The sequence below is a fragment of the Leucobacter sp. GX24907 genome (assembly GCF_053567335.1).
This window is the reverse complement of the sequence record NZ_JBSGPD010000012.1, coordinates 26,678-47,131: the sequence shown is the minus strand read 5'-3', so window position 1 is coordinate 47,131 and position 20,454 is coordinate 26,678. Positions and strand designations below refer to the sequence as shown.

The window sequence follows — 20,454 nt, the reverse complement described above, 5'->3', positions numbered from 1 at the left end:
TCTGGGCGACGCGGATCACGTCATCTCTGAACTCCTTGGGGAACGGCTTGGGCATGATGACATCCTTCCAGGCCAGCCCTCTCGGCTAGCCATGTTTGATGTCACCTGTTCCTACATCAGACCCGCGTCATCAGCACCCGACGCATCGACAGCGGACGGTACAGCGCTCGGACCCGGTACCGGGACTGGGACGGTAAGAGCAGACACGTCCAGGCCACCGGCGCGACCAGGCCCACCGCAGAGCGCGAGTTGAAGAAGAAGCTCTCCGAACGGGATCTGTTCCACCCAGGTTTCTCCGGGATGAGCGCCGACAGCTCGTTCCCAGCATTGGTGTCGTACTGGCTCGAAGACATGGACCTTGAAGACCGTCTCTCGCCAACGACAAGGCTGCTCTACGAGCGCAACATGCGCACCCTCGTCCTGCCCTTTTTCAAGGAAGTCACACTGAGGGAGATAGGGGTGGCCCGCTGCGACTACTTCCTCAAGCAACTTGCGAAGAAAAGCTACAACCGAGCACGCCAAGCCCGAGTCGTCCTCCGGCTCGCACTCGGACTCGCCGTGCGCCATGAGATCATTCCTCGTAACCCGATGGATCATGTCTCCCGGCTCCGACGCCCCACCCGTACCCCGGACGTGTTCACCTGGGACGAGCTCAAAGCAATACGCACTGGCATCAGCACCTGGGAACAGCGACCGATCAAGGCAGGGCCGAAACCGGACGGGCAACTCGGGCAGATCGTGGAGGTCATGCTCGGAACCTCAGCACGCATCGGCGAGGTCCTCGCGATCCGCCTCGGAGACCTCGACTTTGAGGTCCCGATCCCCTCTGTGCGCATCTCTGGAACGATCGTCAGTCGAAAAGGTGAACCCACGCGCCGCCAGGATCATCCCAAGACCGCCCGCTCCGTCCGCCGAGTCGCCCTGCCGGGCTTCGCGCTCCAAGCGGTCCAGGCGCGTCTTAAGAAGATCCTCTTCACGCATCCGGATGCACTGCTGTTCGCCACCCGTCTAGGAACACCGCACACAACCAACAACATCCGCAGACAGCTCCGCGATGTGATGGAGAAGGCGGGTGTTGCGGACGTCACCCCGCATCGGTTCCGTCGCACCGCCGCCACCGCGATCAACGAGAGCGGGGGACTCCAGCTCGCCTCCGAGCTGCTCGGGCACAGCGATCCTTCGATCACGAGACAGTACTACGTCCGTCGGAACGAGACGGTGAACCCGGTCACGGCAGACTTCCTGGAGCAAGCGTTCGGAAGACCAGCGTGATGACACGGTGGGCCGCGGCCAGGGCACACGCAGACGCTTTTCGCATCGTCAACTGGTGGTTCTACGTCGGGGAGGGCTCGCCATGCTGAGCAGAATCCCCGTGTCTGTCGGAGGTGTGCGGCAGAATGGAGACATGCTTGAAACCGCTGCCACTTCTGCCGATACGGCAGAACTGCGTAAAGCTCGTGGCGCGTTCTTCACACCCGATGCGATAACGCGCTACGTCACGGACTGGGCGATCCGGAGCTCAACCGACACGGTCCTTGAACCCTCCGCGGGTGATGCAGCGTTCCTCGTCCAAGCAGTCCGTCGGCTCCAGGAACACGGATCCGGAGCTCCCACTGTCGACGGTGTCGAGATACACGAGCACAGCGCTGTAGTCGCGCGCCGTCGAGTTGAGGAAGCCGGTGGAAACCCGAGCATCACGGTCAGCGATTTCTTTCTCGTTGAGCCACAGCCCCGTTACTCAGTCGTGGTTGGAAACCCGCCTTACATTCGCTACCAGGACTTCAGTGGCGACTCCCGAACTAGGTCGCGCGCAGCGGCTCTAAAAGCCGGTGTCTCTCTGACTGCGCTGGCATCAAGCTGGGCCGCGTTCACGGTCCACTCCGCCCTCTTCTTGAAAGACGGCGGACGGATGGGTCTCGTGCTCCCCGCAGAGCTTCTCAGCGTGAACTACGCCGCGGCGGTTCGGCAGTTCCTCTTTGACCGATTCCGCAGCGTTGAACTTGTTCTTTTCACTGAGCAAGTTTTCCCTGAAGCGGAAGCCGAGGTCGTGTTGCTTCTCGCTGACGGCTTCAACGAGGGGCCAGCCGATTACGCAACGGTCTATCAAGCACAAGACGCTGAGGCGCTTGCATCGCTTAGCGGTTCGCTCACTTGGAAGCCCTCCGACCCATCAGCGAAATGGACAGGGTTGCTGGTAGACCCGGACGCGGTGGAACCTCTTCGCACGCTCCGGGAGGATGGTCACTTCACAAGCCTCGATACATGGGGTGACACCACTCTCGGGATGGTCACGGGTAACAATCGTTATTTCGCCCTCTCTCCGGCACGAGTTAAAGAGCTCGGTCTGCCCCGCAAAGATCTTGTGAGGCTTTCGCCGCCCGGGAGCTCCCATCTCAGAGGCCTTGAGCTCTCCACTGGCGCGATGACCAAGTTGGGGCAACAAGGCAAGTCGACGTGGCTGTTCCGCCCGGCAGACAAACCGTCTTCTGCTTCCCAGGCATATATCGACGCCGGACACCTCGCAGGCGTCGACGAAGCGTACAAGTGCAGAGTGCGGAAACCGTGGTACCGAGTGCCGCTTCTGAAACCTGCCGACTTGCTGCTGACGTGCATGAACGCGGACACGCCTCGGCTGACGACGAACACGGCGGGCGCGCACCACCTTAACTCGGTCCACGGCGTCTACCTCGACGATCAACACCGGAAATTGGGGCGCGAGCTTCTACCGATCGCGAGCCTTAACTCGGTGACTCTTCTCAACGCCGAGATGGTGGGGCGCTCGTATGGGGGAGGGATTCTCAAACTTGAGCCACGCGAGGCTGACGTTTGGGCTATGCCCTCACCCGCACACGTCCAGGCGTGCGCAGAGCAGCTGCGCTTTATCAAGCCAGACGTTGCGAAGCTCCTCCAACAAGGTGACCTCATCGCCGCAGTCAAGCTCGTCGACAGCGTCGTGCTCGTGGGCTCCGGCGTCATTACAGAATCAGAACTCGACCATGTGCGAGACGCCCACGCCACCCTGGCTGGCCGACGCCAAGCAAGGGGACGAAGTGGCCGCTGAACCATCGACAAAGGCGAAAGCGTGGGCGATCTTTGATCGCATCGTCGCTGATGCCGCCCCCGGCGGGGAACACAGCAACCCCTGGGTAAGAGACGAGAGCGGAGCTCTCTTTTATGACCCTGACTACGACACCCTCATCAAGCTTCTTGGAGTGCCGCTTTACCTGAAAGCGCCCACGACAACGGGTGTACCCGCTCTCGCGCTGGACGTCTGGCTTTCGTATGAGCTCCGTCGTTCTGGGTTCGATGCTGATGCAGCTTGGCCGCGTCCTTCGGCACCGAGAATCTTGCCTGGCCCCATCGTGAGCCTGCTTAACAGGGTCACGGCCAAAGAACGTGATGCACTCTGGAAGCGACTTCGGGCAAAGACACCACCCACCGGAGCTGCCGCTTCGTCGGCGAACATTCTTGGCAAGAACTACCTCAAACAGGTTGATGTGGTCATGTCGAACTGGGCAGCGGGACCGGAGCTCCTTATCAGCACAAAGCGGATGGACTCTAGCTTTGGGAAGAACGCGGCCAATCGGGTCGAGGAGTCTTACGGAGATGCGAAGAATCTCCGTCTCCGCCACCCACTAGCCGCACTCGGCTTCGTCTACGGGCTCCGATCCACCATCTTCGACGAGTCGCCCGACAAGGCGGAATGGCTCATCGATCTGCTCCAGAAGCTCGGACGAGAAGACGACGCCTACCACGCAGTCTCCCTCATTGTCATTGAGTACGGCAGTCACCTCTCCGTTGAAGACTCGGATGATGATCAGGGTGATGGCGAAGATCCACTCGCCGAGGCAGGTGTCGACGGCAGCGAAGACTCAGACGACGACATCGAAGAGCATGTCGAGCAGTCGGCTGTCGAGGTGGCACTATCAAGCCTTCCTCCGGTGCACCTTCCTTGGGACAAGGTGCCGGTTGATCTACGGCCCGACCGATTCATCGCTGAAATGGTCCGCCGAGTAATCGACGCAACTCCAGTGAACATGCACACAGAGGCACGTTCCCGGCGTGCTCGAGCTTCGCTCCGGTAGTAGTCACGAGTGTTGTGAGGATTACACGGCAGTGCTGAAAGCTACTATGAGCCGTACCGGGTGCTTTTGTGCCCGAGCAGTGCCTTTTACGTCGCTGTTGATGTATGTCCCCGCCGTGGGACAAACCGATTGGAAGTGAATTGGCTAGAAAACGTACCCAGATGAGAAGCATCGCGGCTTACTCGATTCACGGTCGAGACGCGTCTGGAGTAATTGATTACCAAGAGTTCGTGAATTTGGTCGCAGACCTCGCTTCCGCGCGCGAGAGCCGCAAGGTCGTGCTCGGACAGGTTGTAGCAGTGACGCAGACCAGCCGCATCAGCGAGGACGTCACGGCGCTGAGGTTCATCTCTGGCAGTGAAGATCAGGTGCCGGTCTTCTATAACGAACGGACTGGCTCCGAAGAGTCGGTCGAACGAGATGAAGGCGTTTTTGCGGTCGCGGTCTGGGCGATTTTTAATACGACCTCGCGCCTCGTCGCAATTGAACGTAAACGGCCAGGCGTCTCCACCGCAATCATCGAACGATACCTGCAGGCTCTTGGGCGAGATGCCGGTTATGACAGGCTGACGATCGATCTCAATCAAGTCACCTCCGAGGAGTTTGATAGGGCGGTTCAAGAACTCGAGACTGTCAAGAAGGTAACCGTTGCCGTTAATCAGCCCAACTTGGACTGGTCAGACGACAGCAACGAAATTCATAAATATGCTGAAGAATCCAGTGCAGCAAGTGCTCGCGTTGAACTTGTCGCACCTCGGGGCGAGGGCCTTTCAAAGAAGAAAGGTATTGTGCAGGATATTTTAGGTCTTGCTCGCAAGAAGATTTCCTCGCTGAAGAACGTCATCGTTGTCGGCCAAGCTCCCGGCGAAGCCGGGAACAAGACGATCAACCTTGAGAGGTATGCAAGGAAGACCCAGGTTGAGGTTGAGCGAGGAGCTACCGCGTTCGAGGAGCTCGATGCGATCAGGGAGTCCTCTTTGGAAATGATCGCAGAGGACGAAGGCGCAACTGCGTAGACAATTCCGTTGCTCATCGCGCAACCAAGGAGGTGGGGCATGGGAAAAAAGCGGACGCTAGGTTTCTGGAGTGGAGAAGTTTGGGGAAGGCGTAAACAGCTCCTGAAGGATCCCGCGCTCTGGGTCTCTTTGGTTCTCGCATGCGTTACAGGCCTTATAGCGCCATCTGTTCCGCTCGGTGCGCTGTATGTTCAGGACTTAGCGAATTACGCACTCCTCTATGCTGCGCTGAGTTTTGGGGCTGCGATCGCCGGGGCGGGTATCGCGTTGGGTGTTCCTGGTGATAAGCGTGTTCGCAGATGGTCAAATCTGATACCTCAAGGCTCCAGGTACTCCTCTTTTCAGAATTTGCTCTTCACCTTCGCCTGGTCGGCAATGATCCAGATCGGTCTGGTCTTAGCTTCTTTTCTGGCGATCGCGTTCGGGACGGGATTTACAGTAATCCCACTCGGAGTTGCGTTTTCTGACGCCTGGTTGCACTACTTCGCGGTTTATCTCGCGTTTTGGTTTTGGTGGTATGCATTGTTCGAGCTATCGGCCGTAGTGAGGATTTTCATGCAGGTAGCTGGCGCAATCGTAAAAGAGAATGTGTCGAACGTTGATGAGGGGTGCAAAGAAGAGACGGCTACCGGCGGCGGGTCGGAAGCGAAGAGGTCTCTCATCTTGCCGCATGATTAGTGTGAGATTCGGGACAGACGATCGCTAGCATCCAGGGTTCGCAGTCCCGACTGTCACGACCCGCGATCGCGGAGCACGCCATCTCAGGCGGAGACCTTCGGCGGTGTCTCCGTAAACCGCACGTAAAGGCGCGGAGACCTACTAAGAGCCGGGACCCGGCCGGGACCTGACGCATGCAAACCATGCAATCCACAACGTGAAATAGGGCCGTTTGAGGGGCAGAGATGCCCGGAAAATCAAGGATCTGGGCTGAACCGTCTACCTGGGGGTCAAGGGGTCGCAGGTTCAAATCCTGTCAGCCCGACCAGTGTCCTGAGTCGCGACATCGTTGACAAGCGGTGTCGCGCTCAGGACTTTTTCGTGGGTTCATCGTGTTGACACCCGACCGAGTTCGGTGCGTCGCGTCATCCTTGACATGGGCGGGTCATGGATTCTTGCCCTGCACGATGGGCTGCTCGATGGCGGCTACCTCGGGGCGGCATATGCTCTAGCCTCGAGGGCTCAAGATCCCAGTCGCCTCCCGGAGCGACTCGCCTGCATTATCCACGACCTCCATCACGAGTACGAGCGGGCACCTTGCCGCGATCGGCCCGACCTGGGAGCGGTGCGAAGTATTAGATCGTCGAGAGCATGCATTCTCCGGAGTTGTAAGCGCAAGCGGGGTGGCTGCCGACGCTGCGCCCCTGGTGCGATGCCGAAGACTGTCGAGCTGATCGGGATGCATGAGTACACGGCGGCATCCCACACGAGGCATTTGGGTAGGCGCGGCGCCATGCGCTGACGTATGCCGAGTTACCCGATAATAGGCCGCTCGTCAGGGAGCCGGAAGAGCTCTTTCCTCTGTCGCACGGCGAGGGCGGTCGCGAGCACGATCGGGCCCACGCGTCCGACGAGCATGAGTGCGGAAAGGACATATTTCCCGAACGGACCGACTTCAGCTGAGACTCCGACGGACAGGCCGCATGTCGCGAAAGCGGAGATTGTCTCGAACAGGAGACGATCGAGCGTGGCATCACTCACGGTGGTGAGCAGGGCGGTGGCGGTGAGCACGAGCGTGGCGCCGAGGAACACAACGCTGATCGCGAGACGCAACGTGCTGTTCGGGATTCTACGACCTGCGACGTTGGTATGCTGTGTGCCTTTCGCTTCAGCCCAGATCGCGAGGAACAGGACCGAGAGGGTAGTGACTTTGATGCCGCCGGCGGTAGAGCCGGATCCGCCACCCACGAACATGAGCGCGTCGCTAAGCAGCATGGTGGTCGCCGTCATCGATTCCGTGTCGACGACGGCGAAACCACCTGAGCGCAGCATCGCCGACGCAAATGACGCATGTCCGATCTTCGCCCACGAGTTCTCGCCGCCAATTGTGGCCGAGTTCGTCCACTCGAATCCAGCCCAGGCGACCGTGCCGAGCACGAAGAGCACGATGGTGGTGGTGATCGTGAGTTTCGTGTGGAGTGTCCATTGCCTCCGCGTCCACTTCGCGCGGATGAGATTCAGAAACACCGGGAACCCGAAGCTCCCGACGAACACGCCGATCGCGAGCGGGGATAGTACCCACGGGTTGTCGGCGAACTGGCCGATGCCGCCGGCGTGCGGGGTGAAACCTGCGTTCGCGAACGCCGATATTGCGTAGAACACTCCGTACCAGAGCCCCCACCCGAACGACTCTTCGGCGACGATGAATGCTGGGACGATCATCAGCATCAGGACGAATTCGACTGTGAATGTGGTGATGACCACGACCCGGAGAAGGCGCTTCACGTCTCCGAGCCCGGTGGTGCCGATGCTCGACTGCGCGAACACCCGTCCGCTGACCCCGAGCCTGCGGGTCACCATCCGCGCGAGGAGTAGCGCGATCGTGACGACCCCGAGCGCACCGGCCTGGATCGCGGCCAAGATCACGACTTGCCCGAACATCGACCAGTGCTCGCCCGTATCCACGGTCGTCAACCCCGTGACGGTCACCGCCGACACCGCCGTGAACACGGCGTCGGGCAGCGCGGCGATCGTGCCGGTGCGGGATGCGATCGGCAGCATGAGCAGGGCCGTGAACAGTAGCACCGCGGCGGCGAACACGAGGATCGCCATGCGCGCTGGTGCATGCCCGGCGAGATAGCGGGTGCGGGCAGTAGCGCGGTGAGCAAGATCGCGCATGTGAGCTTGCGCGAAACTCCCGGTGCGCGAGTTCATAGGGCTGTCCTCTGCGTTGATGAACACCACCCGAATAGGCGGTGTGCCGACCAGACTTCCCGGCGCACCGCACTCGACTCTACTCCTCGGCGACCCGTTGCCGCAGGCGCCGCACACCGATGAGGATCTGGAGCCCACCCCGTCGCGCGGAATGCTCTGGGGAGTAGATCTCCGGGGCTGTCCGATACGGCAGGCCGGCGAGTCCGATACCTGCAAGTGCTCGCGGAAGCGCGGGTACGGGACGCACGGTGACTCGTCATGAGACGCTGCTATCCTCGAAGGCAATGATGCATCACCGGATTCATGCGGCTTTCATGCCGATGAGCTGGGTGCTGCCGCACCCCGGCACGAACGGGTACATCTCCTCCTGGGGTGCGATGCTCTCCGGCACCACTCCCACGTCTCCTGCAGTCTGATCCAGGATCGATCCCTTGGCCCCAAGCGGGGCAAGGGCCCGATTCGAGCCGATTCTTCCAGCCTGCATGCACACCTCAGGAGATGCCTTGAACGCTGCCCCTACCCACTCCGATCGCACCTTCCCTCGCTATGGGACATTCGCCGAGGCGAAGCGCATCGGCGCTCTGCTGCGCAAAGAGGCCGTCGGCGGCATACTGCTCGTCGGCGCCGCCCTCGTCGCGATCGTCTGGGCCAACACGCCCGCCGCAGACGCGTACTTCGCTCTGCGGAATTTCAGGATCGGCTACGAGCCCTGGCACCTGAACCTCAGCCTCGGGGCGTGGGCCGCCGACGGGCTGCTCGCCATCTTCTTCTTCCTCGTCGGCCTCGAGTTGAAACGTGAGTTCGTCGCTGGGGACCTCAGGAAGTTCCGCACCGCGATCATCCCGATCGCCGCCGCCGCGGGCGGCGTTGCCGTGCCTGCGCTCATCTACGCGGTGATCGTCTGGCAACAGCCCGGGCTCCGTGCAGGGTGGGCGATCCCGACCGCTACCGATATCGCGTTCGCCGTCGCGGTGCTCGCGATCATCGGCTCCCATCTCCCCTCAGCATTGCGGATCTTCCTCCTCACCCTCGCCGTCGTCGACGATCTGCTCGCGATCAGCATCATCGCCGTGTTCTACACCGACCGCATCGAGATCATGCCCCTGCTGCTCGCGTTCGCAGTCATCGCGATCTACGGGTTCATCGCGCAACGCTACCGGGCCTTCTTCGGGCTGCACCCGTTCGCGGCCTGGCTGATCCTGCTTCCCATCGGAATCGTCGCATGGGCTCTGATGCACGCCTCAGGAGTGCACGCCACCATCGCGGGCGTGCTGCTCGGATTTACCATTCCGGTGCTCCACCGCCGCGTGGATCGCAAGGCGAGCTCGGAGCGTCCGGGGCTCGCGGAAGAGTTCGAGCACCGCTTCCGCCCGCTTTCAGCCGGAATCGCCGTGCCCGTCTTCGCGTTCTTCGCCGCAGGCGTTTCCGTCGGAGGCTCTGAGGGGATCCGTGACGCGATGATGAACCCCATCACCTTCGCGATCACAGCCGCTCTCGTCCTGGGCAAGCCGCTCGGCATCGTGGCCACGACCTGGCTCACTACGAAGGCACTGCGTACAAAACTCGACCCCGATCTACGCTGGATCGACATGACCGGAGTCGGGCTCCTTGCCGGTATCGGGTTCACCGTGTCGCTGCTCATCGCCGAGCTCAGCTTCTCCGCCGGCGCCGTCGAGCACGACTACGCGAAAGTCGCGATCCTCACCGCATCCGTGATCGCCGCAACGCTTGCGGCGATCCTGCTCGGCACCCGCAACCGCGGGTACCGACGCATCGCGTTGCGAGATGCGGTCGATGCGAACGCCGACGGCATCCCCGACGTCTACCAACAGGGGCAAGAACCTGATCGGGTCACACCCAACCCAGGCCCGCACCGGTAGCCGCCACAGTCACCCCCGCTGCTGCGCCCGCGAGGACTGCGACCCACGCGGGGAGCTTCCACACGGTGAGCATCAGGAAGCATGCTGCGGCGATGACGAAGGGCGCTACCCCGGTGATTCCGGAAGTGATCACCGGGGTCCAGAGCGCCGCGGCCAGAAGACCGACGACGGCCGCGTTCGCGCCTGTGAGCGCGGCCCGGATGTTCGGGGTCTGGCGCAGCCGGTCCCAGAACGGCAGGGCCGCGACGAGAAGAAGCAGTCCGGGCGCGAAGACGGCGACCAGCGCGAGGAGCGCTGCAATAGGAGCGAGGGGGCCGGGCACCATGTCGAAGCCGAGGTAGGCCGCGAAGGTGAACAGCGGACCTGGCACGGCTTGGGCGGCCCCGTACCCGGCGAGGAACTGTTCGGTAGGAATCGAATCGGCGATGGCGGGCTCCGCTTGCAGCAAGGGCAGCACGACGTGTCCGCCGCCGAACACGACCGCCCCGGCTCGGGTGAAGGCGTCCGCGATCCCGACCCAGGCGTTCTGGGTGAATACGGCGAGTACCGGCAGACCGGCCAGCATGCAGCCGAAGGCGGCCAGCGACATGACCCCGGTCTTGCGGGAGACCCGCACCGCCAGAGGATCAGCCCGAGACACGGCCGCGCCGCGGCACCACAGCACACCGCCAGCGAGGCCTGCGAGGATCGCGGCGACCTGCCCGAAACTACCAGGGAGCAGGAGTGCCAGGCCTGCGGCGGCGATGCCGATCAAGATGCGCCGCAGATCCGGTGTCAATGTACGCGCCATCCCGATCACCGCGTGCGCGACGACCGCGACCGCGACCGCCTGCAGCCCCATGATCAGGCCCTGCCCGATAATGCCCTCGAGTCTGACGGCGCCGAGGGCGAAGAGCACGAGCAGCAGCGCCGAGGGCAGGGTGAACGCTGCCCATGCCGCCACTGCGCCTCGGAAGCCGGCACGGATCAGGCCGAGCGCGAACCCGACCTGGCTCGACGCCGGACCCGGCAAGAACTGGCACAGTGCGACCAGTTCGGCGTACTGCGCCTCGCTCACCCATTTGCCGCGAACGACGAGTTCTTCACGGAAGTAGCCGAGGTGCGCGACCGGGCCACCGAACGAGGTGACTCCAAGCTTCAAGAATGCGCAGAACACCTCCGCGGCGCTCCTTGACGGCGTCACGGGTGACTTAGGAGCGTCGTAGGTCACGATTCGAGGAGTTCTGAGATCAGTGCCTCGACCCGGGTCTTGATTTCGTCGCGGATCTGCCCGTCCGCTTCCATGCCCCGGCCGGCGGGGTCGTCGAGTTTCCAGTCCTCGCAGCGTTTGCCGGGGAAGAACGGGCAAGCGTCGCCGCAGCCTATCGTCACGACAACGTCGGCGGCGCGCACAGCGTCGTCGGTGACCAGTGACCGGACGTGCAGGTGCACGTCCGGTCCTGGCGCCGAGCCCGCGGAGCGGGCGCCTTGAGCCGACATGCCTCTATATTGATGAATATCGAGATACATGGCGACATGCACTCACTCGCTTCACCAAGAATTCATCTGTCGACCGCCTCGCTTCTCTGTCGGCCGTCAACGACGGGCGATCTCCTCGAGGAGCTTCGTGGAAGATGAGCAAGTATTTCGCCGCGCCAGTTACTCGAGCGCTACGAATCACACGGTGCAGCATGCTGGCCGTGTGCCACTGACGCGCTCGCTCTCTGCAGAGGTAGCGATTCCCTGGTTTGGCAGCCGATAGGCCAGGGTTCGAACACAATCTACCCGGCTGTCGCATTCTGGAGAATTGTGATCGACAGCATCTCAAGATGTGGGCCGCCGGGATCGGTTCGCTGATCGCAAGCGCTTTGCTGCGGACGGCTCCGATGTGCGGGCAGCCCAAGTCCTCACCGTGTTTCAAATCTGGATCGACTGATCACCAGACCATGGATGATGTCTCTGAGACACGCGCGATCAACCCGCAGAATCGCGTGGTGCATCGAAAACACTGTCTGATCACCCCGGCCTGTGCGGCCCGGCCCAGTCTCAGATACTCCTTGCCCCAGGGAACAGACCCTGCGATGCTGAACGCACCAACCGAGCAAGACACGGAATGAGACCGGGGTACGAGCTTGAAGATCGCAATCACCCAGTTCGTCACCCTCGACGGGGTGTCTCAGGGGCCAGGATCCGCAGACGAAGACCCGAGTGACGGGTTCACCCGCGGTGGCTGGTTCGTTCCCTACCTCGATGAGAACTTCGTCAGGCAGGCGTCCGACTGGCTGGATCTCGCAGACGGACTCCTGTTCGGCCGCCACACGTACGAAGCGTTCGCTCGCGACTGGCCTCAGATTCCCGAGCCCGATCCCTTCACCGAACGCATGAACACTCTGCCGAAGTACGTCGTCAGCAGCACCCTCACCGAGGGGAGTTGGGATCCGACGACGATTCTGCGCGGCGACCTCGCCGAATCGATCGGCGAGCTGAAGGCGAGCCCTGGGCGGGAACTGCAAGTACACGGCAGCTCCCGTCTCGCCGCTTCTCTGCTCGATGCCGGGCTCGTCGATACGCTCCGCCTCGTAGTCGCTCCTGTCGTACTCGGCCAAGGCCGCCGACTGCTCACCGGCCACGCAGACGTCGGCCTTGAACTGCGCAGCCAGCGCACCATGCCGACTGGCCTAGTCATCCTCGAGTACGCGATCACGGGCGCCGCACCCTTCGCCGAGTTCAACGGCATTGATCCGCTCTCGTAACTCTCCCCGGTATTGAGAGGGCCAGGCCGGTGACAACGAACACCGACAAGTTTCAACCTGCACCCGACAAAGGAGTCAACATGACTATCCACGTCAACGTCGACCGAAGCACTGACGAACCGGTGCTGCAGTTCTCCCTCCGCTTGGCCCACTCCCCCGCACGCGTCTGGCACATGCTCACCGACCCCGACGAGCTCAGCCGTTGGTATCCCTGCCGAGTGGAGTTGGAACCACGCGTCGGAGGACGCATCGCATTCCTCATGGACGACGAGGCACCCGATGAATCGACAGTGACGGAGTTCGCCGAGCCGCAGGTACTCGCTTACGACTGGGCCGGTGAACGCCTGCGGTGGACCATCGACGCTGATGGCGCCGGCAGCGTGCTGCAGCTGAACAATTCCATCCTCGACCCCGACTGGATGCCGCGCACCGCAGCCGGCTGGGAGACCTGCCTCGAGACGCTCTCCGCGCTCCTAGAGGGTGACACGCCAGTCTCGCAAGCAGGCCCGGATCGCGCCAAGATCGAGCGCTATCGCGCCCAGTTCGAGGCCGACGCGCACTGAGCAGCAGAGCAGTAGTCGCCAGCCGTCAGTCCACTCCCCGCAAGAAGTCAAGATCTGCGCCTTCGGACGCCTGTACAACGCTGGTGGCGTACAGTCGGCGCCAACCACGCCTCGGGGGCTCAGGCAACACCAGTTCGGCACGGCGCCGCTCAAGCTCCCCTTCATCGACCAGAAGATCCACAGTCCGATCTGGGACGTCGAGCTTGATCCGGTCACCGCTTCGCACCAGTGCAAGCGGTCCCCCGAGCGCTGCTTCAGGGCTTACGTGCAGCACAATCGTCCCATAGGCGGTTCCTGACATACGCCCGTCGGAGATGCGGACCATGTCTCTAACGCCCTGGCGTGCGAGGTACTTCGGAATCGGGATTGAACCTGCCTCGGGCATACCTGCACCGACTGGACCAATGTTCCGCATGATGAGAATGTGTTCCGGAGTCAGACCCAGGCTTTCATCGTCCAGTTTCTCCTCAACCTCTTCGAGTGAGTCAAAAACATGTGCGATACCCTCGTGCTGCATGAGATGCGGTGACGCGGCCGCGGCCTTGATAACGGCTCCATCGGGGGCGAGCGAGCCTCGCAAGGTCACCAGTGCCCCAGGAGCTTTAAGTGGCTTGCCTGTACGGCGGATCGTGTCCTGCCAATCTTGTGGCGCTTCAGCTTCAAGCAACTGATCACCAAGGGTCTTCCCTGTCACAGTGAGTGCGTCGAGATGGAGCACACTCTCAAGCTCCTTGAGCAAAGCCGGTACTCCTCCGTCTCGATGCATATCGGGAAGGTAATTCGAGCCTGCCGGCTTGCAATTCACAAGCACGGGAATCCTCTGCGCGATCTCGTGGAAGTCGTCAAGATCAATATCGAGTCGAAGCCGTCGCGCGATTGCAGTGAGATGGATGATCGCATTGGTGGACCCAGCGATCGCTGCAAGCACCATGATTGCATTCTTGAAAGCTGCCTCGGTCATGATCTCTGACGGCTTCCGACCCGACCGTGCGAGTTCGACCGCTTGTCGGCCCGTTTTCACCGAGATCCTCAATCGCTCAGATGACACCGATGGTGCAGTGCCTGAAAATGGCAACGACATACCGAGAGCTTCAACGAGACACGCCATCGTTGAGGCTGTACCCATCACCATGCAGGTGCCAGCAGATGGCGCAAGCTGAGCGTTGATCTCGCTGATCTCTCCCTCATCCACGTTGCCGCTTCGGAATTCAGCCCACATGCGGCGGCAATCGGTGCAAGCGCCAAGGCGCTCCCCCTTGTAATTACCGACGGACATCGGTCCGACCACCAATTGAATTGCTGGGATGTTTGCTGATGCTGCAGCCATTAGCTCTGCTGGCACGGTCTTATCGCAACCACCGAGTAGCACTACAGCGTCCATGGGCTGAGAAGTGATCTGCTCCTCAACCTCCATTGCCATGAGGTTGCGAAACAGCATCGTGGTTGGATTAGTGAGAATCTCACCGAGCGACATCACCGGGAAGACAAACGGAATTCCCCCTGCCTCCAGTACGCCTCGCTTCACTGACTCAATCATCTGCGGCATCTCACGGTGGCAAGTCGTGTAATCCGAGGTCGTATTCACGATGCCGATCACCGGGCGGGTGATATCCTCAGGGTCAAGCCCTGCGGAGTTCAAGAATGCCCGGCGGATGAACTTGCTGAATCCAAGGTCCCCGTAGTTGGTCAAGTTGCCATCGACGCCACGAATATGGGAATCATCGGCACTTGGATGCTCTGGAGTGTCCGTGCTCATGAATATTTCCTCACAGTGTGATGATGGTGGCCTTCGCGACCGTGTAATCCAGAATTCCTTCGCTGCCGCCTTCGCGACCGAAGCCGGACTCCTTAACACCGCCGAAGGGCGACTCGGCCGTAGCAACTGCCATATTGTTCACTCCCACCATTCCAGCCTCGATCCGTTCAGAAGCTTGGAAGGCCGTACGCAGATCCTGTGTCCAGACGTAACTCGCGAGCCCAAATACCGTGGAATTGGCGATCGCGATCGCCTCCTCAAACGTGTCAAAAGTCACAATCGGCGCGACGGGCGCGAAAGGTTCGTCGCGCAAGATGCGGCTAGTCGCGGGTACATCGACTAGAACTGTTGGCTCAAAGAAATATCCCTTTTCGAAGCGTGTGTCACGCTTCCCACCAGCAGCGATTCTTGCGCCGCCTGCCACCGCATCTTCAATGAGCTCTTCCGCCTCAGACACGCGTTTCAAGTTGCTGAGAGGGCCAACGACAGTAGCCGGGTCGCGTCCATCCCCTACTTTCAATTCATGGGTCGCCGCGATGAATGCAGCAGAGAATCGCTCTGCGACAGACTCCTGCACGATAAAACGCGACGGAGAAGCGCATACCTGGCCTGTGTTCCGGAATTTCGAGGCAACGCACGCCCGCGCCGCTGTCTCAATATCGGCATCTTCAAATATGAGCACAGGTGCATGACCGCCCAGCTCCATCGAAACCGCGACCATGTTGTCGGCCGCGAGGTGCAACAATGTCCGCCCTACCGTCCCCGATCCAGTGAGAGAGAGTTTACGTACTACGCCCGAGTTGATGAGTTGCTCGCTGATCTGTGAGGCGCGACCAGTGAGGATAGTAATAACACCGGCCGGGATCCCCGCCAGCTCACAAGCTTTAGCGATAAGCAACGTGGAAAACGGTGCCTCCTCCGTGGGCCGCACGATTACCGAACAGCCCGCCGCAAGCGCCGGGGCAATCTTGCGAGCGGGCAGCAAAGCCGGGAAGTTCCACGCGGCAAACGCTGCTACGACACCAATGGGCTCACGACGCACGAGAATGCGATTGGCCGTCGAATGCCCATCGACAGTGCGTCCATAGATACGGCGCGCCTCGTCCGCGTACCAGTCGAACTGGTCGACGGCCGCATTCCACTCGGCCTCCGATTCGCGAAGCGGTTTGCCCTGCTCACGTGTCATCAACTGAGCAGCCTGCGGAATCCACCCGCGCAGGATCTCTGCCACTCGACGAATCTTCGCAGAACGAGTCCAAGCATCCGTGTTACGCCAAGTACCCAGACCAGCTGCGGCCGAGGCGAGTGCTGCTTCGACATCGTTGACGGAGGCTTGTTCGATCGTGCCGATTGACTCCTCCGTCGCCGGATCAAGCACATCGCGAGTCGACCCGCCCGAAGCGCTCACCCACTTACCGTCGATGAAGAGCCTGCCGGGAATTACCTCAGGGAATACAGTCATGATTCAGATCTCCAGTTCGTGACGGAGGGATTCGGTTTCAGCGACCCATGGGCCGACGTTCCATCGCCCGAAGGAACCGAAACCACCGAGAGCTTCAGTACCGAAGTAGACAGGAAGATGAATGAGTGAGAGTCCCTCATAGGCGTACGCCCGATCGAGCGCCTCTACCAGCTCCCGAGTACTGTATCCGCCGTGTAGCGCTTGAATGCCACCAATGGATGCTGCCCAGGCTTGGTAGTCAACCTCAACCTGGTCACTGGTCGCATAGTCAATTCCGTACTGATCGAGCTGCAACGACGAAATCGCACCCTGTCGGCGATTATCAAACACGACGATGACGCCACGGGCATTGTGCTGCACTCCGTCAATAAGCGCCTGGGGATTCATCGTGAAACTGCCGTCGCCTGTCAGCGAGATCCCGAAGAATGGCTCCCTCGCGATTCCAGTCGCAACAACTGCGCTCGTAGAGAAGCCCATATAGCTGGCACCAGTTTCCGTGATCGTGCGACCAACCCGGTCATCCTCAGCAACTTGAAATCCATTCGCCTGGACATCACCCGCGTCATAGAAGAGAACCGCGTCGTCATGGCTACGGGCCCAGTCGTTCACCGCTTTGAGAGCTACTGGCTGCGTCAGGACCTTACGCTTCCAAACTGCATCCTCCAAAGCAGACACAGAAAATCTCTCTTCTTTGAAGGCGACCCACTCGTCCCAGGTTTGCAGACAATCCTTCGCCCACTGGCTCGAGAGTCCGGCAGGGACCGCACCAAGCTTTCTCAACGCAGTGATGAGACCCTTCAAGGTAGACTTCGCATCACCCAGCAAGGGGATCGCATGGTTGTAATGCACGGCATCAGCTGGATCAGCGTTGATGTTCACGACTTTCCCGACCTTGGGATAGCCCGTGCGAGACATATCCGACTGACAGACGCCGCGAGTCCCTACTGCAAGGAGAACATCACCGTTCTCCATTGCATAGTTGCCACTGATCGAACCCTTCGAGCCCCCGACAGTAAGATTGCGCGGGTGATCATAGGCAAGTGTGCCTGAGGCCAAAGGCGAAGTAACTGCAAAACCATCGACGAGCTCAAGAATCTCTTCGATCTCCGCGCCGGCTGCTCGCGCGCCGCCGCCTACCCGAACGACCACCCGCTCACCATCGAGCAGCGCGCGCGCCGCTTCTTCGTAGGAACCGTCATCGGCCGCAGCCCCGAGGGCCAGAGGCTCAGCGACGGGCAAAGCACCGAGGTTGAAATCCGCGATCTGCGGTTGCGTATTGATCGGGAGTAGGAGGTAGAACGGCCGGGCTCTATACGGATTCTCAACTGAGTTCCTACCTCGACGCAAGGCTTCCGGCAGCGCCCAGGCAGTATGCAGCGTGTAGGCGGGGCCCATGGTCGAGACCAGTTTCAGGAAGGACTCTTGTCCACCGTCCGGGATCTGCTGCATGTTCGGGCCCTCAGCTTCGGTCGTTTCATCCGCATAGATATGCCAGACGCCAATGCCGTCGCTGCTTGCGGCAAGGCTGCCTGCGAGCGCCTGAAGTGCACCAGGCCCGATCGAAGTGAACACAGCCGCCTTTTCACCGGTTACCCAACGCAATGCCGTTGCAATATGAGCTGCCTCGACCTCGTTGCGGACCGCATGAGTCTTGAGCGCCCCGGCTGCTTCGTAGACACGCATTACTTCACCGAGGTCAGTACTTCCGTGGCCGAAGATGCCGACGAAGGTGCGGACTTCCTGCTTCAGGAGTCCAATGATCGTAGCCTCGGCGAGAGTGATCCTCTGCTGTCTTGAAAGGGAGCCGTCTGTGAGCGCTTGCTCAACTGATCCGGCCTCGACTATTGCGCTTGCGCGCGCCATACGATCCTGTTCTGTCATGAGCATGAGATTACAACGCTGTTGACTTATTCGCAACAACTTTGACCAGATTGCACCTCTTGTCCACGAAAGAGGCACGTAGTCCTCAAGATTCAAGCGCAGACACCCTCCCTGTGCCCCCTTAAAACAATTTCTTTGACAAATGAACAACCTGGGTTTAGCTTGTTACTCATGAATGAGTCACGTACCCGCAGTGGCGCCCTGGAGTCGGGCCTCGATGTGATCGAGGCCCTCGCACAGAGCAATACCGGCCTCGGAGTCAGCGACCTTGCCGCAGAGCTGTCGATGGATAAGGGGAATGCGCACCGCCTCCTTCGCACGCTGATGCACCGTGGATACGTGCAGCAAGACGAAATGACGAAGCGCTACCGCTCCTCCGCGAAGCTCCTTTCGGTCGCCGGGTCCGTGCTACGCCGACTCGACGTTCGGGCCGCAGCGGAAGACGCCTGCGATGAACTGCTCGAGTTAACTGGTGAGTCCGTGCATGTTTCACAGATGACGTCGGGCGGCCCTGTCTACGTGCTGCAGCGCAAGGCACCGTTCCGCGTCTCTGTCGACACAGAGGTCGGCGCACGCCCGCCGATGCATGCAACCGCGACAGGCAAGGCGGTTCTTGCACATGTCCCTGCAGCCGAACGCGAAACCTGGCTCACACTCCCTCTCGACCGCTTCACCATACGCACCCTCACTTCGCTCGACGAACTCGCCCGCGACCTCGACGCCATCGCAGAACGCGGATACGCCATCGATGACGAGGAATACAATCCCGGCGTGCGCTGCCTGGCCGCCCCCGTCTTCGGTATCGACGGTACCGTCACGGGATGCATCGGTGTCTCGAGTCCCATCCATCGAATGGGGCTCGACCGGGTGCCCCTTGCCGCTGAACAGCTTCTCACCGCAGCCCGCAAAGTGACCGAGCGGCTCGGCGGGCCGCTCGAGCGCCATGAACTCACTCAAGCCATCCCGGAAGGCGCTCCGCGGATCAGTAATCCCTAGGAACCCCCCAAAAGGCACATACCCACCCCGGCAGGGGAAGCATCGCCCACCCGGGCGAGGCTCAGACCTGCCTGCAATCAAAGGAGATCGCTCATCATGAATCGCACTCGCAAATTCAGCATCCTCGCGGCAGGTGCTCTAGGTATCAGTGTCGCGCTCACCGGCTGCAGCGGAGGTGGGTTGCTCGACAATGGAAATTCTTCGGGATCCGAATCCGAAGCCGAGGGCGGTAACTACACCATAGGAGTCTCGTACCCGACGTCAAACAGCCCGTTCTGGACCGCCTACATGGACTTCGTTGAGGACGGGGCCGAGCAGCTCGGACTCGAAATCAATGCCGTCGCCGCAAACGGCGATGAACAGAAGCAGCTTGCCGACGTCCAAAACCTCATCAGCCAAGGTGTCGATGGGCTCGTCATTACCCCGACCTCCACTTCGGTGGCGTCACAGCTACTCAAGACCGCCGAGGACGCTGACGTTGAGGTCGTGGTAACTGATCGTTACCCCGGCTTCGAACCCGGCGAAGACGGACAGCCTGACTACACCGCATTTATTGGACCAAATGACGAACTGGCGGGCGAGAACATCGCGAAGACACTCATCGACGCGGGGTCATCAGACCTCCTTGCGCTCGGCGGCGTTCCTGGCTCCTCAGTAACAGAGGGCAGAAAAGCTGGCCTCGAAACCGCTATCGCAGCCGGCGGCAACCTCGTCCAGTATCAAGCCGGTGACGGAGAGGCACAAGAGAACGGGCTTTCGGCCTTTGAGAATCTGCTCCAAGCAAATCCAAGCGGATCAGCCAACGGAGTCTGGTGCTACAACGACAACCTCTGCCTCGGCGCCATCAAGGCGGCACAGAACGCCGGGCGTGCCGATGAGTATAAGTTCGGCGGCATGGACCTCACCCCTGAGGCGATTACATCAATTGAGAATGGGGACTACTTCGTAAGCTTTGGCGGCCACTGGCTGCAGGGGGGCTTCGGACTCGTCATGCTCTACGACAAGCTCGAGGGCATCGACCCCAAGACTCCGATTGTCAAGCTCGATCTCCTCGAAGTAAATCAAGACAATGTTGCGGACTTCAAGGATCAGTACATCGAGAACCCTCCGGAGTACGACTTTACGGAGCTCAGCCAGGTGACCAACCCTGACGCCGAAGGTTCATTCGAAATCACTCTGCAGTAGCAGCTCACCGAAGAGAAGAAAGGAGGG

At 60.8% G+C, this 20,454-nt stretch carries 18 protein-coding genes; 10 read left to right on the top strand and 8 right to left on the bottom strand.

Features of this window, described 5'->3' with window-relative positions:
* Positions 1-300: 300 nt before the first annotated feature.
* The 5 genes from ACUYV6_RS12980 to ACUYV6_RS12960 all read left to right on the top strand — a co-directional run bounded on the left by ACUYV6_RS12980 (position 301) and on the right by ACUYV6_RS12960 (position 5,779).
* Positions 301-1,272, top strand: coding sequence for a tyrosine-type recombinase/integrase (locus ACUYV6_RS12980; RefSeq protein ID WP_449279093.1), 972 nt, complete (start codon positions 301-303; stop codon positions 1,270-1,272).
* A 133-nt stretch (positions 1,273-1,405) separates the two neighbouring features.
* Complete coding sequence (locus tag ACUYV6_RS12975; protein ID WP_449279092.1) at positions 1,406-3,061, top strand: N-6 DNA methylase; 1,656 nt, start codon at positions 1,406-1,408, stop codon at positions 3,059-3,061.
* Entirely contained in the window at positions 3,051-4,085 is a 1,035-nt protein-coding gene (locus ACUYV6_RS12970) for a hypothetical protein (protein WP_449279091.1), read from the top strand. Before ACUYV6_RS12975 ends, ACUYV6_RS12970 begins: the two co-directional genes overlap by 11 nt.
* Positions 4,086-4,246: 161 nt before the next feature.
* Complete coding sequence (locus ACUYV6_RS12965; protein ID WP_449279090.1) at positions 4,247-5,101, top strand: hypothetical protein; 855 nt, start codon at positions 4,247-4,249, stop codon at positions 5,099-5,101.
* A gap of 39 nt (positions 5,102-5,140) precedes the next feature.
* Entirely contained in the window at positions 5,141-5,779 is a 639-nt protein-coding gene (locus ACUYV6_RS12960; RefSeq protein WP_449279089.1) for a hypothetical protein, read from the top strand.
* Positions 5,780-6,571: 792 nt separating this feature from the next.
* Here the strand turns inward: ACUYV6_RS12960 and ACUYV6_RS12955 are convergent.
* From ACUYV6_RS12955 to ACUYV6_RS12945, 3 genes are all read right to left on the bottom strand, one after another.
* A complete protein-coding gene (locus tag ACUYV6_RS12955; RefSeq protein WP_449279088.1) occupies positions 6,572-7,972 on the bottom strand; it encodes a TrkH family potassium uptake protein in 1,401 nt (466 codons plus the stop codon).
* Between the two features lie 79 nt (positions 7,973-8,051).
* Positions 8,052-8,219: a hypothetical protein gene (locus ACUYV6_RS12950; RefSeq protein WP_449279087.1), complete on the bottom strand. Its 168-nt coding sequence runs from the start codon at positions 8,217-8,219 to the stop codon at positions 8,052-8,054.
* Between the two features lie 54 nt (positions 8,220-8,273).
* Positions 8,274-8,456 (bottom strand): hypothetical protein, encoded by a 183-nt coding sequence (locus tag ACUYV6_RS12945; protein ID WP_449279086.1) that lies wholly within the window; start codon positions 8,454-8,456, stop codon positions 8,274-8,276.
* On the opposite strand from ACUYV6_RS12945, the gene nhaA reads away from it, so the two are divergent.
* Positions 8,455-9,852, top strand: a complete 1,398-nt coding sequence (gene nhaA / locus ACUYV6_RS12940) for a Na+/H+ antiporter NhaA (RefSeq protein ID WP_449279085.1) — start codon at positions 8,455-8,457, stop codon at positions 9,850-9,852. The two genes, ACUYV6_RS12945 and nhaA, sit on opposite strands and share 2 nt — an antisense overlap.
* On the opposite strand, the gene chrA is transcribed toward nhaA, so the two are convergent.
* Together chrA and ACUYV6_RS12930 are read right to left on the bottom strand one after the other, a co-directional pair.
* Positions 9,824-11,008, bottom strand: coding sequence for a chromate efflux transporter (gene chrA, locus ACUYV6_RS12935; RefSeq protein ID WP_449279084.1), 1,185 nt, complete (start codon positions 11,006-11,008; stop codon positions 9,824-9,826). The two genes, nhaA and chrA, sit on opposite strands and share 29 nt — an antisense overlap.
* A gap of 50 nt (positions 11,009-11,058) precedes the next feature.
* The gene (locus ACUYV6_RS12930) at positions 11,059-11,373 is read right to left on the bottom strand and encodes an arsenate reductase ArsC (RefSeq protein ID WP_449279083.1); all 315 of its coding nucleotides are present in this window, start codon (positions 11,371-11,373) and stop codon (positions 11,059-11,061) included.
* 590 nt (positions 11,374-11,963) lie between these two features.
* Between ACUYV6_RS12930 and ACUYV6_RS12925 the strand changes: the two genes are divergently transcribed.
* Together ACUYV6_RS12925 and ACUYV6_RS12920 are read left to right on the top strand one after the other, a co-directional pair.
* Positions 11,964-12,584, top strand: a complete 621-nt coding sequence (locus tag ACUYV6_RS12925; RefSeq protein ID WP_449279082.1) for a dihydrofolate reductase family protein — start codon at positions 11,964-11,966, stop codon at positions 12,582-12,584.
* 80 nt (positions 12,585-12,664) lie between these two features.
* Complete coding sequence (locus tag ACUYV6_RS12920) at positions 12,665-13,147, top strand: SRPBCC family protein (RefSeq protein WP_449279081.1); 483 nt, start codon at positions 12,665-12,667, stop codon at positions 13,145-13,147.
* A 25-nt stretch (positions 13,148-13,172) separates the two neighbouring features.
* Here the strand turns inward: ACUYV6_RS12920 and ACUYV6_RS12915 are convergent, their stop codons facing one another.
* Genes ACUYV6_RS12915 through ACUYV6_RS12905 form a run of 3 tightly spaced genes read right to left on the bottom strand, consistent with a single transcriptional unit; the run spans position 13,173 to position 18,246 of the window.
* The gene (locus tag ACUYV6_RS12915; RefSeq protein WP_449279080.1) at positions 13,173-14,903 is read right to left on the bottom strand and encodes a dihydroxy-acid dehydratase; all 1,731 of its coding nucleotides are present in this window, start codon (positions 14,901-14,903) and stop codon (positions 13,173-13,175) included.
* Positions 14,904-14,913: 10 nt separating this feature from the next.
* The gene (locus tag ACUYV6_RS12910; RefSeq protein WP_449279079.1) at positions 14,914-16,365 is read right to left on the bottom strand and encodes an NAD-dependent succinate-semialdehyde dehydrogenase; all 1,452 of its coding nucleotides are present in this window, start codon (positions 16,363-16,365) and stop codon (positions 14,914-14,916) included.
* 3 nt (positions 16,366-16,368) lie between these two features.
* Positions 16,369-18,246 (bottom strand): thiamine pyrophosphate-dependent enzyme, encoded by a 1,878-nt coding sequence (locus ACUYV6_RS12905; protein ID WP_449279078.1) that lies wholly within the window; start codon positions 18,244-18,246, stop codon positions 16,369-16,371.
* 171 nt (positions 18,247-18,417) lie between these two features.
* On the opposite strand from ACUYV6_RS12905, the gene ACUYV6_RS12900 reads away from it, so the two are divergent.
* Positions 18,418-19,242: an IclR family transcriptional regulator gene (locus ACUYV6_RS12900; protein ID WP_449279077.1), complete on the top strand. Its 825-nt coding sequence runs from the start codon at positions 18,418-18,420 to the stop codon at positions 19,240-19,242.
* 96 nt (positions 19,243-19,338) lie between these two features.
* Positions 19,339-20,427, top strand: a complete 1,089-nt coding sequence (locus ACUYV6_RS12895) for a substrate-binding domain-containing protein (protein ID WP_449279076.1) — start codon at positions 19,339-19,341, stop codon at positions 20,425-20,427.
* The last annotated feature ends 27 nt before the right edge of the window (positions 20,428-20,454 follow it).

Excerpts from the sequence above, each read along its gene's own strand:
- ACUYV6_RS12910 (WP_449279079.1), bottom strand. The coding sequence starts at position 16,365 with ATGACTGTATTCCCTGAGGTAATTCCCGGCAGGCTCTTCATCGACGGT.
- ACUYV6_RS12905 (WP_449279078.1), bottom strand. The coding sequence starts at position 18,246 with ATGACAGAACAGGATCGTATGGCGCGCGCAAGCGCAATAGTCGAGGCC.
- ACUYV6_RS12965 (WP_449279090.1), top strand. The coding sequence starts at position 4,247 with ATGAGAAGCATCGCGGCTTACTCGATTCACGGTCGAGACGCGTCTGGA.
- ACUYV6_RS12900 (WP_449279077.1), top strand. The coding sequence starts at position 18,418 with ATGAATGAGTCACGTACCCGCAGTGGCGCCCTGGAGTCGGGCCTCGAT.
- ACUYV6_RS12945 (WP_449279086.1), bottom strand. The coding sequence starts at position 8,456 with ATGCAGGCTGGAAGAATCGGCTCGAATCGGGCCCTTGCCCCGCTTGGG.
- ACUYV6_RS12955 (WP_449279088.1), bottom strand. The coding sequence starts at position 7,972 with ATGAACTCGCGCACCGGGAGTTTCGCGCAAGCTCACATGCGCGATCTT.
- ACUYV6_RS12895 (WP_449279076.1), top strand. The coding sequence starts at position 19,339 with ATGAATCGCACTCGCAAATTCAGCATCCTCGCGGCAGGTGCTCTAGGT.
- ACUYV6_RS12920 (WP_449279081.1), top strand. The coding sequence starts at position 12,665 with ATGACTATCCACGTCAACGTCGACCGAAGCACTGACGAACCGGTGCTG.
- ACUYV6_RS12960 (WP_449279089.1), top strand. The coding sequence starts at position 5,141 with ATGGGAAAAAAGCGGACGCTAGGTTTCTGGAGTGGAGAAGTTTGGGGA.
- ACUYV6_RS12915 (WP_449279080.1), bottom strand. The coding sequence starts at position 14,903 with ATGAGCACGGACACTCCAGAGCATCCAAGTGCCGATGATTCCCATATT.
- ACUYV6_RS12975 (WP_449279092.1), top strand. The coding sequence starts at position 1,406 with ATGCTTGAAACCGCTGCCACTTCTGCCGATACGGCAGAACTGCGTAAA.
- nhaA (WP_449279085.1), top strand. The coding sequence starts at position 8,455 with ATGCACACCTCAGGAGATGCCTTGAACGCTGCCCCTACCCACTCCGAT.
- ACUYV6_RS12980 (WP_449279093.1), top strand. The coding sequence starts at position 301 with ATGAGCGCCGACAGCTCGTTCCCAGCATTGGTGTCGTACTGGCTCGAA.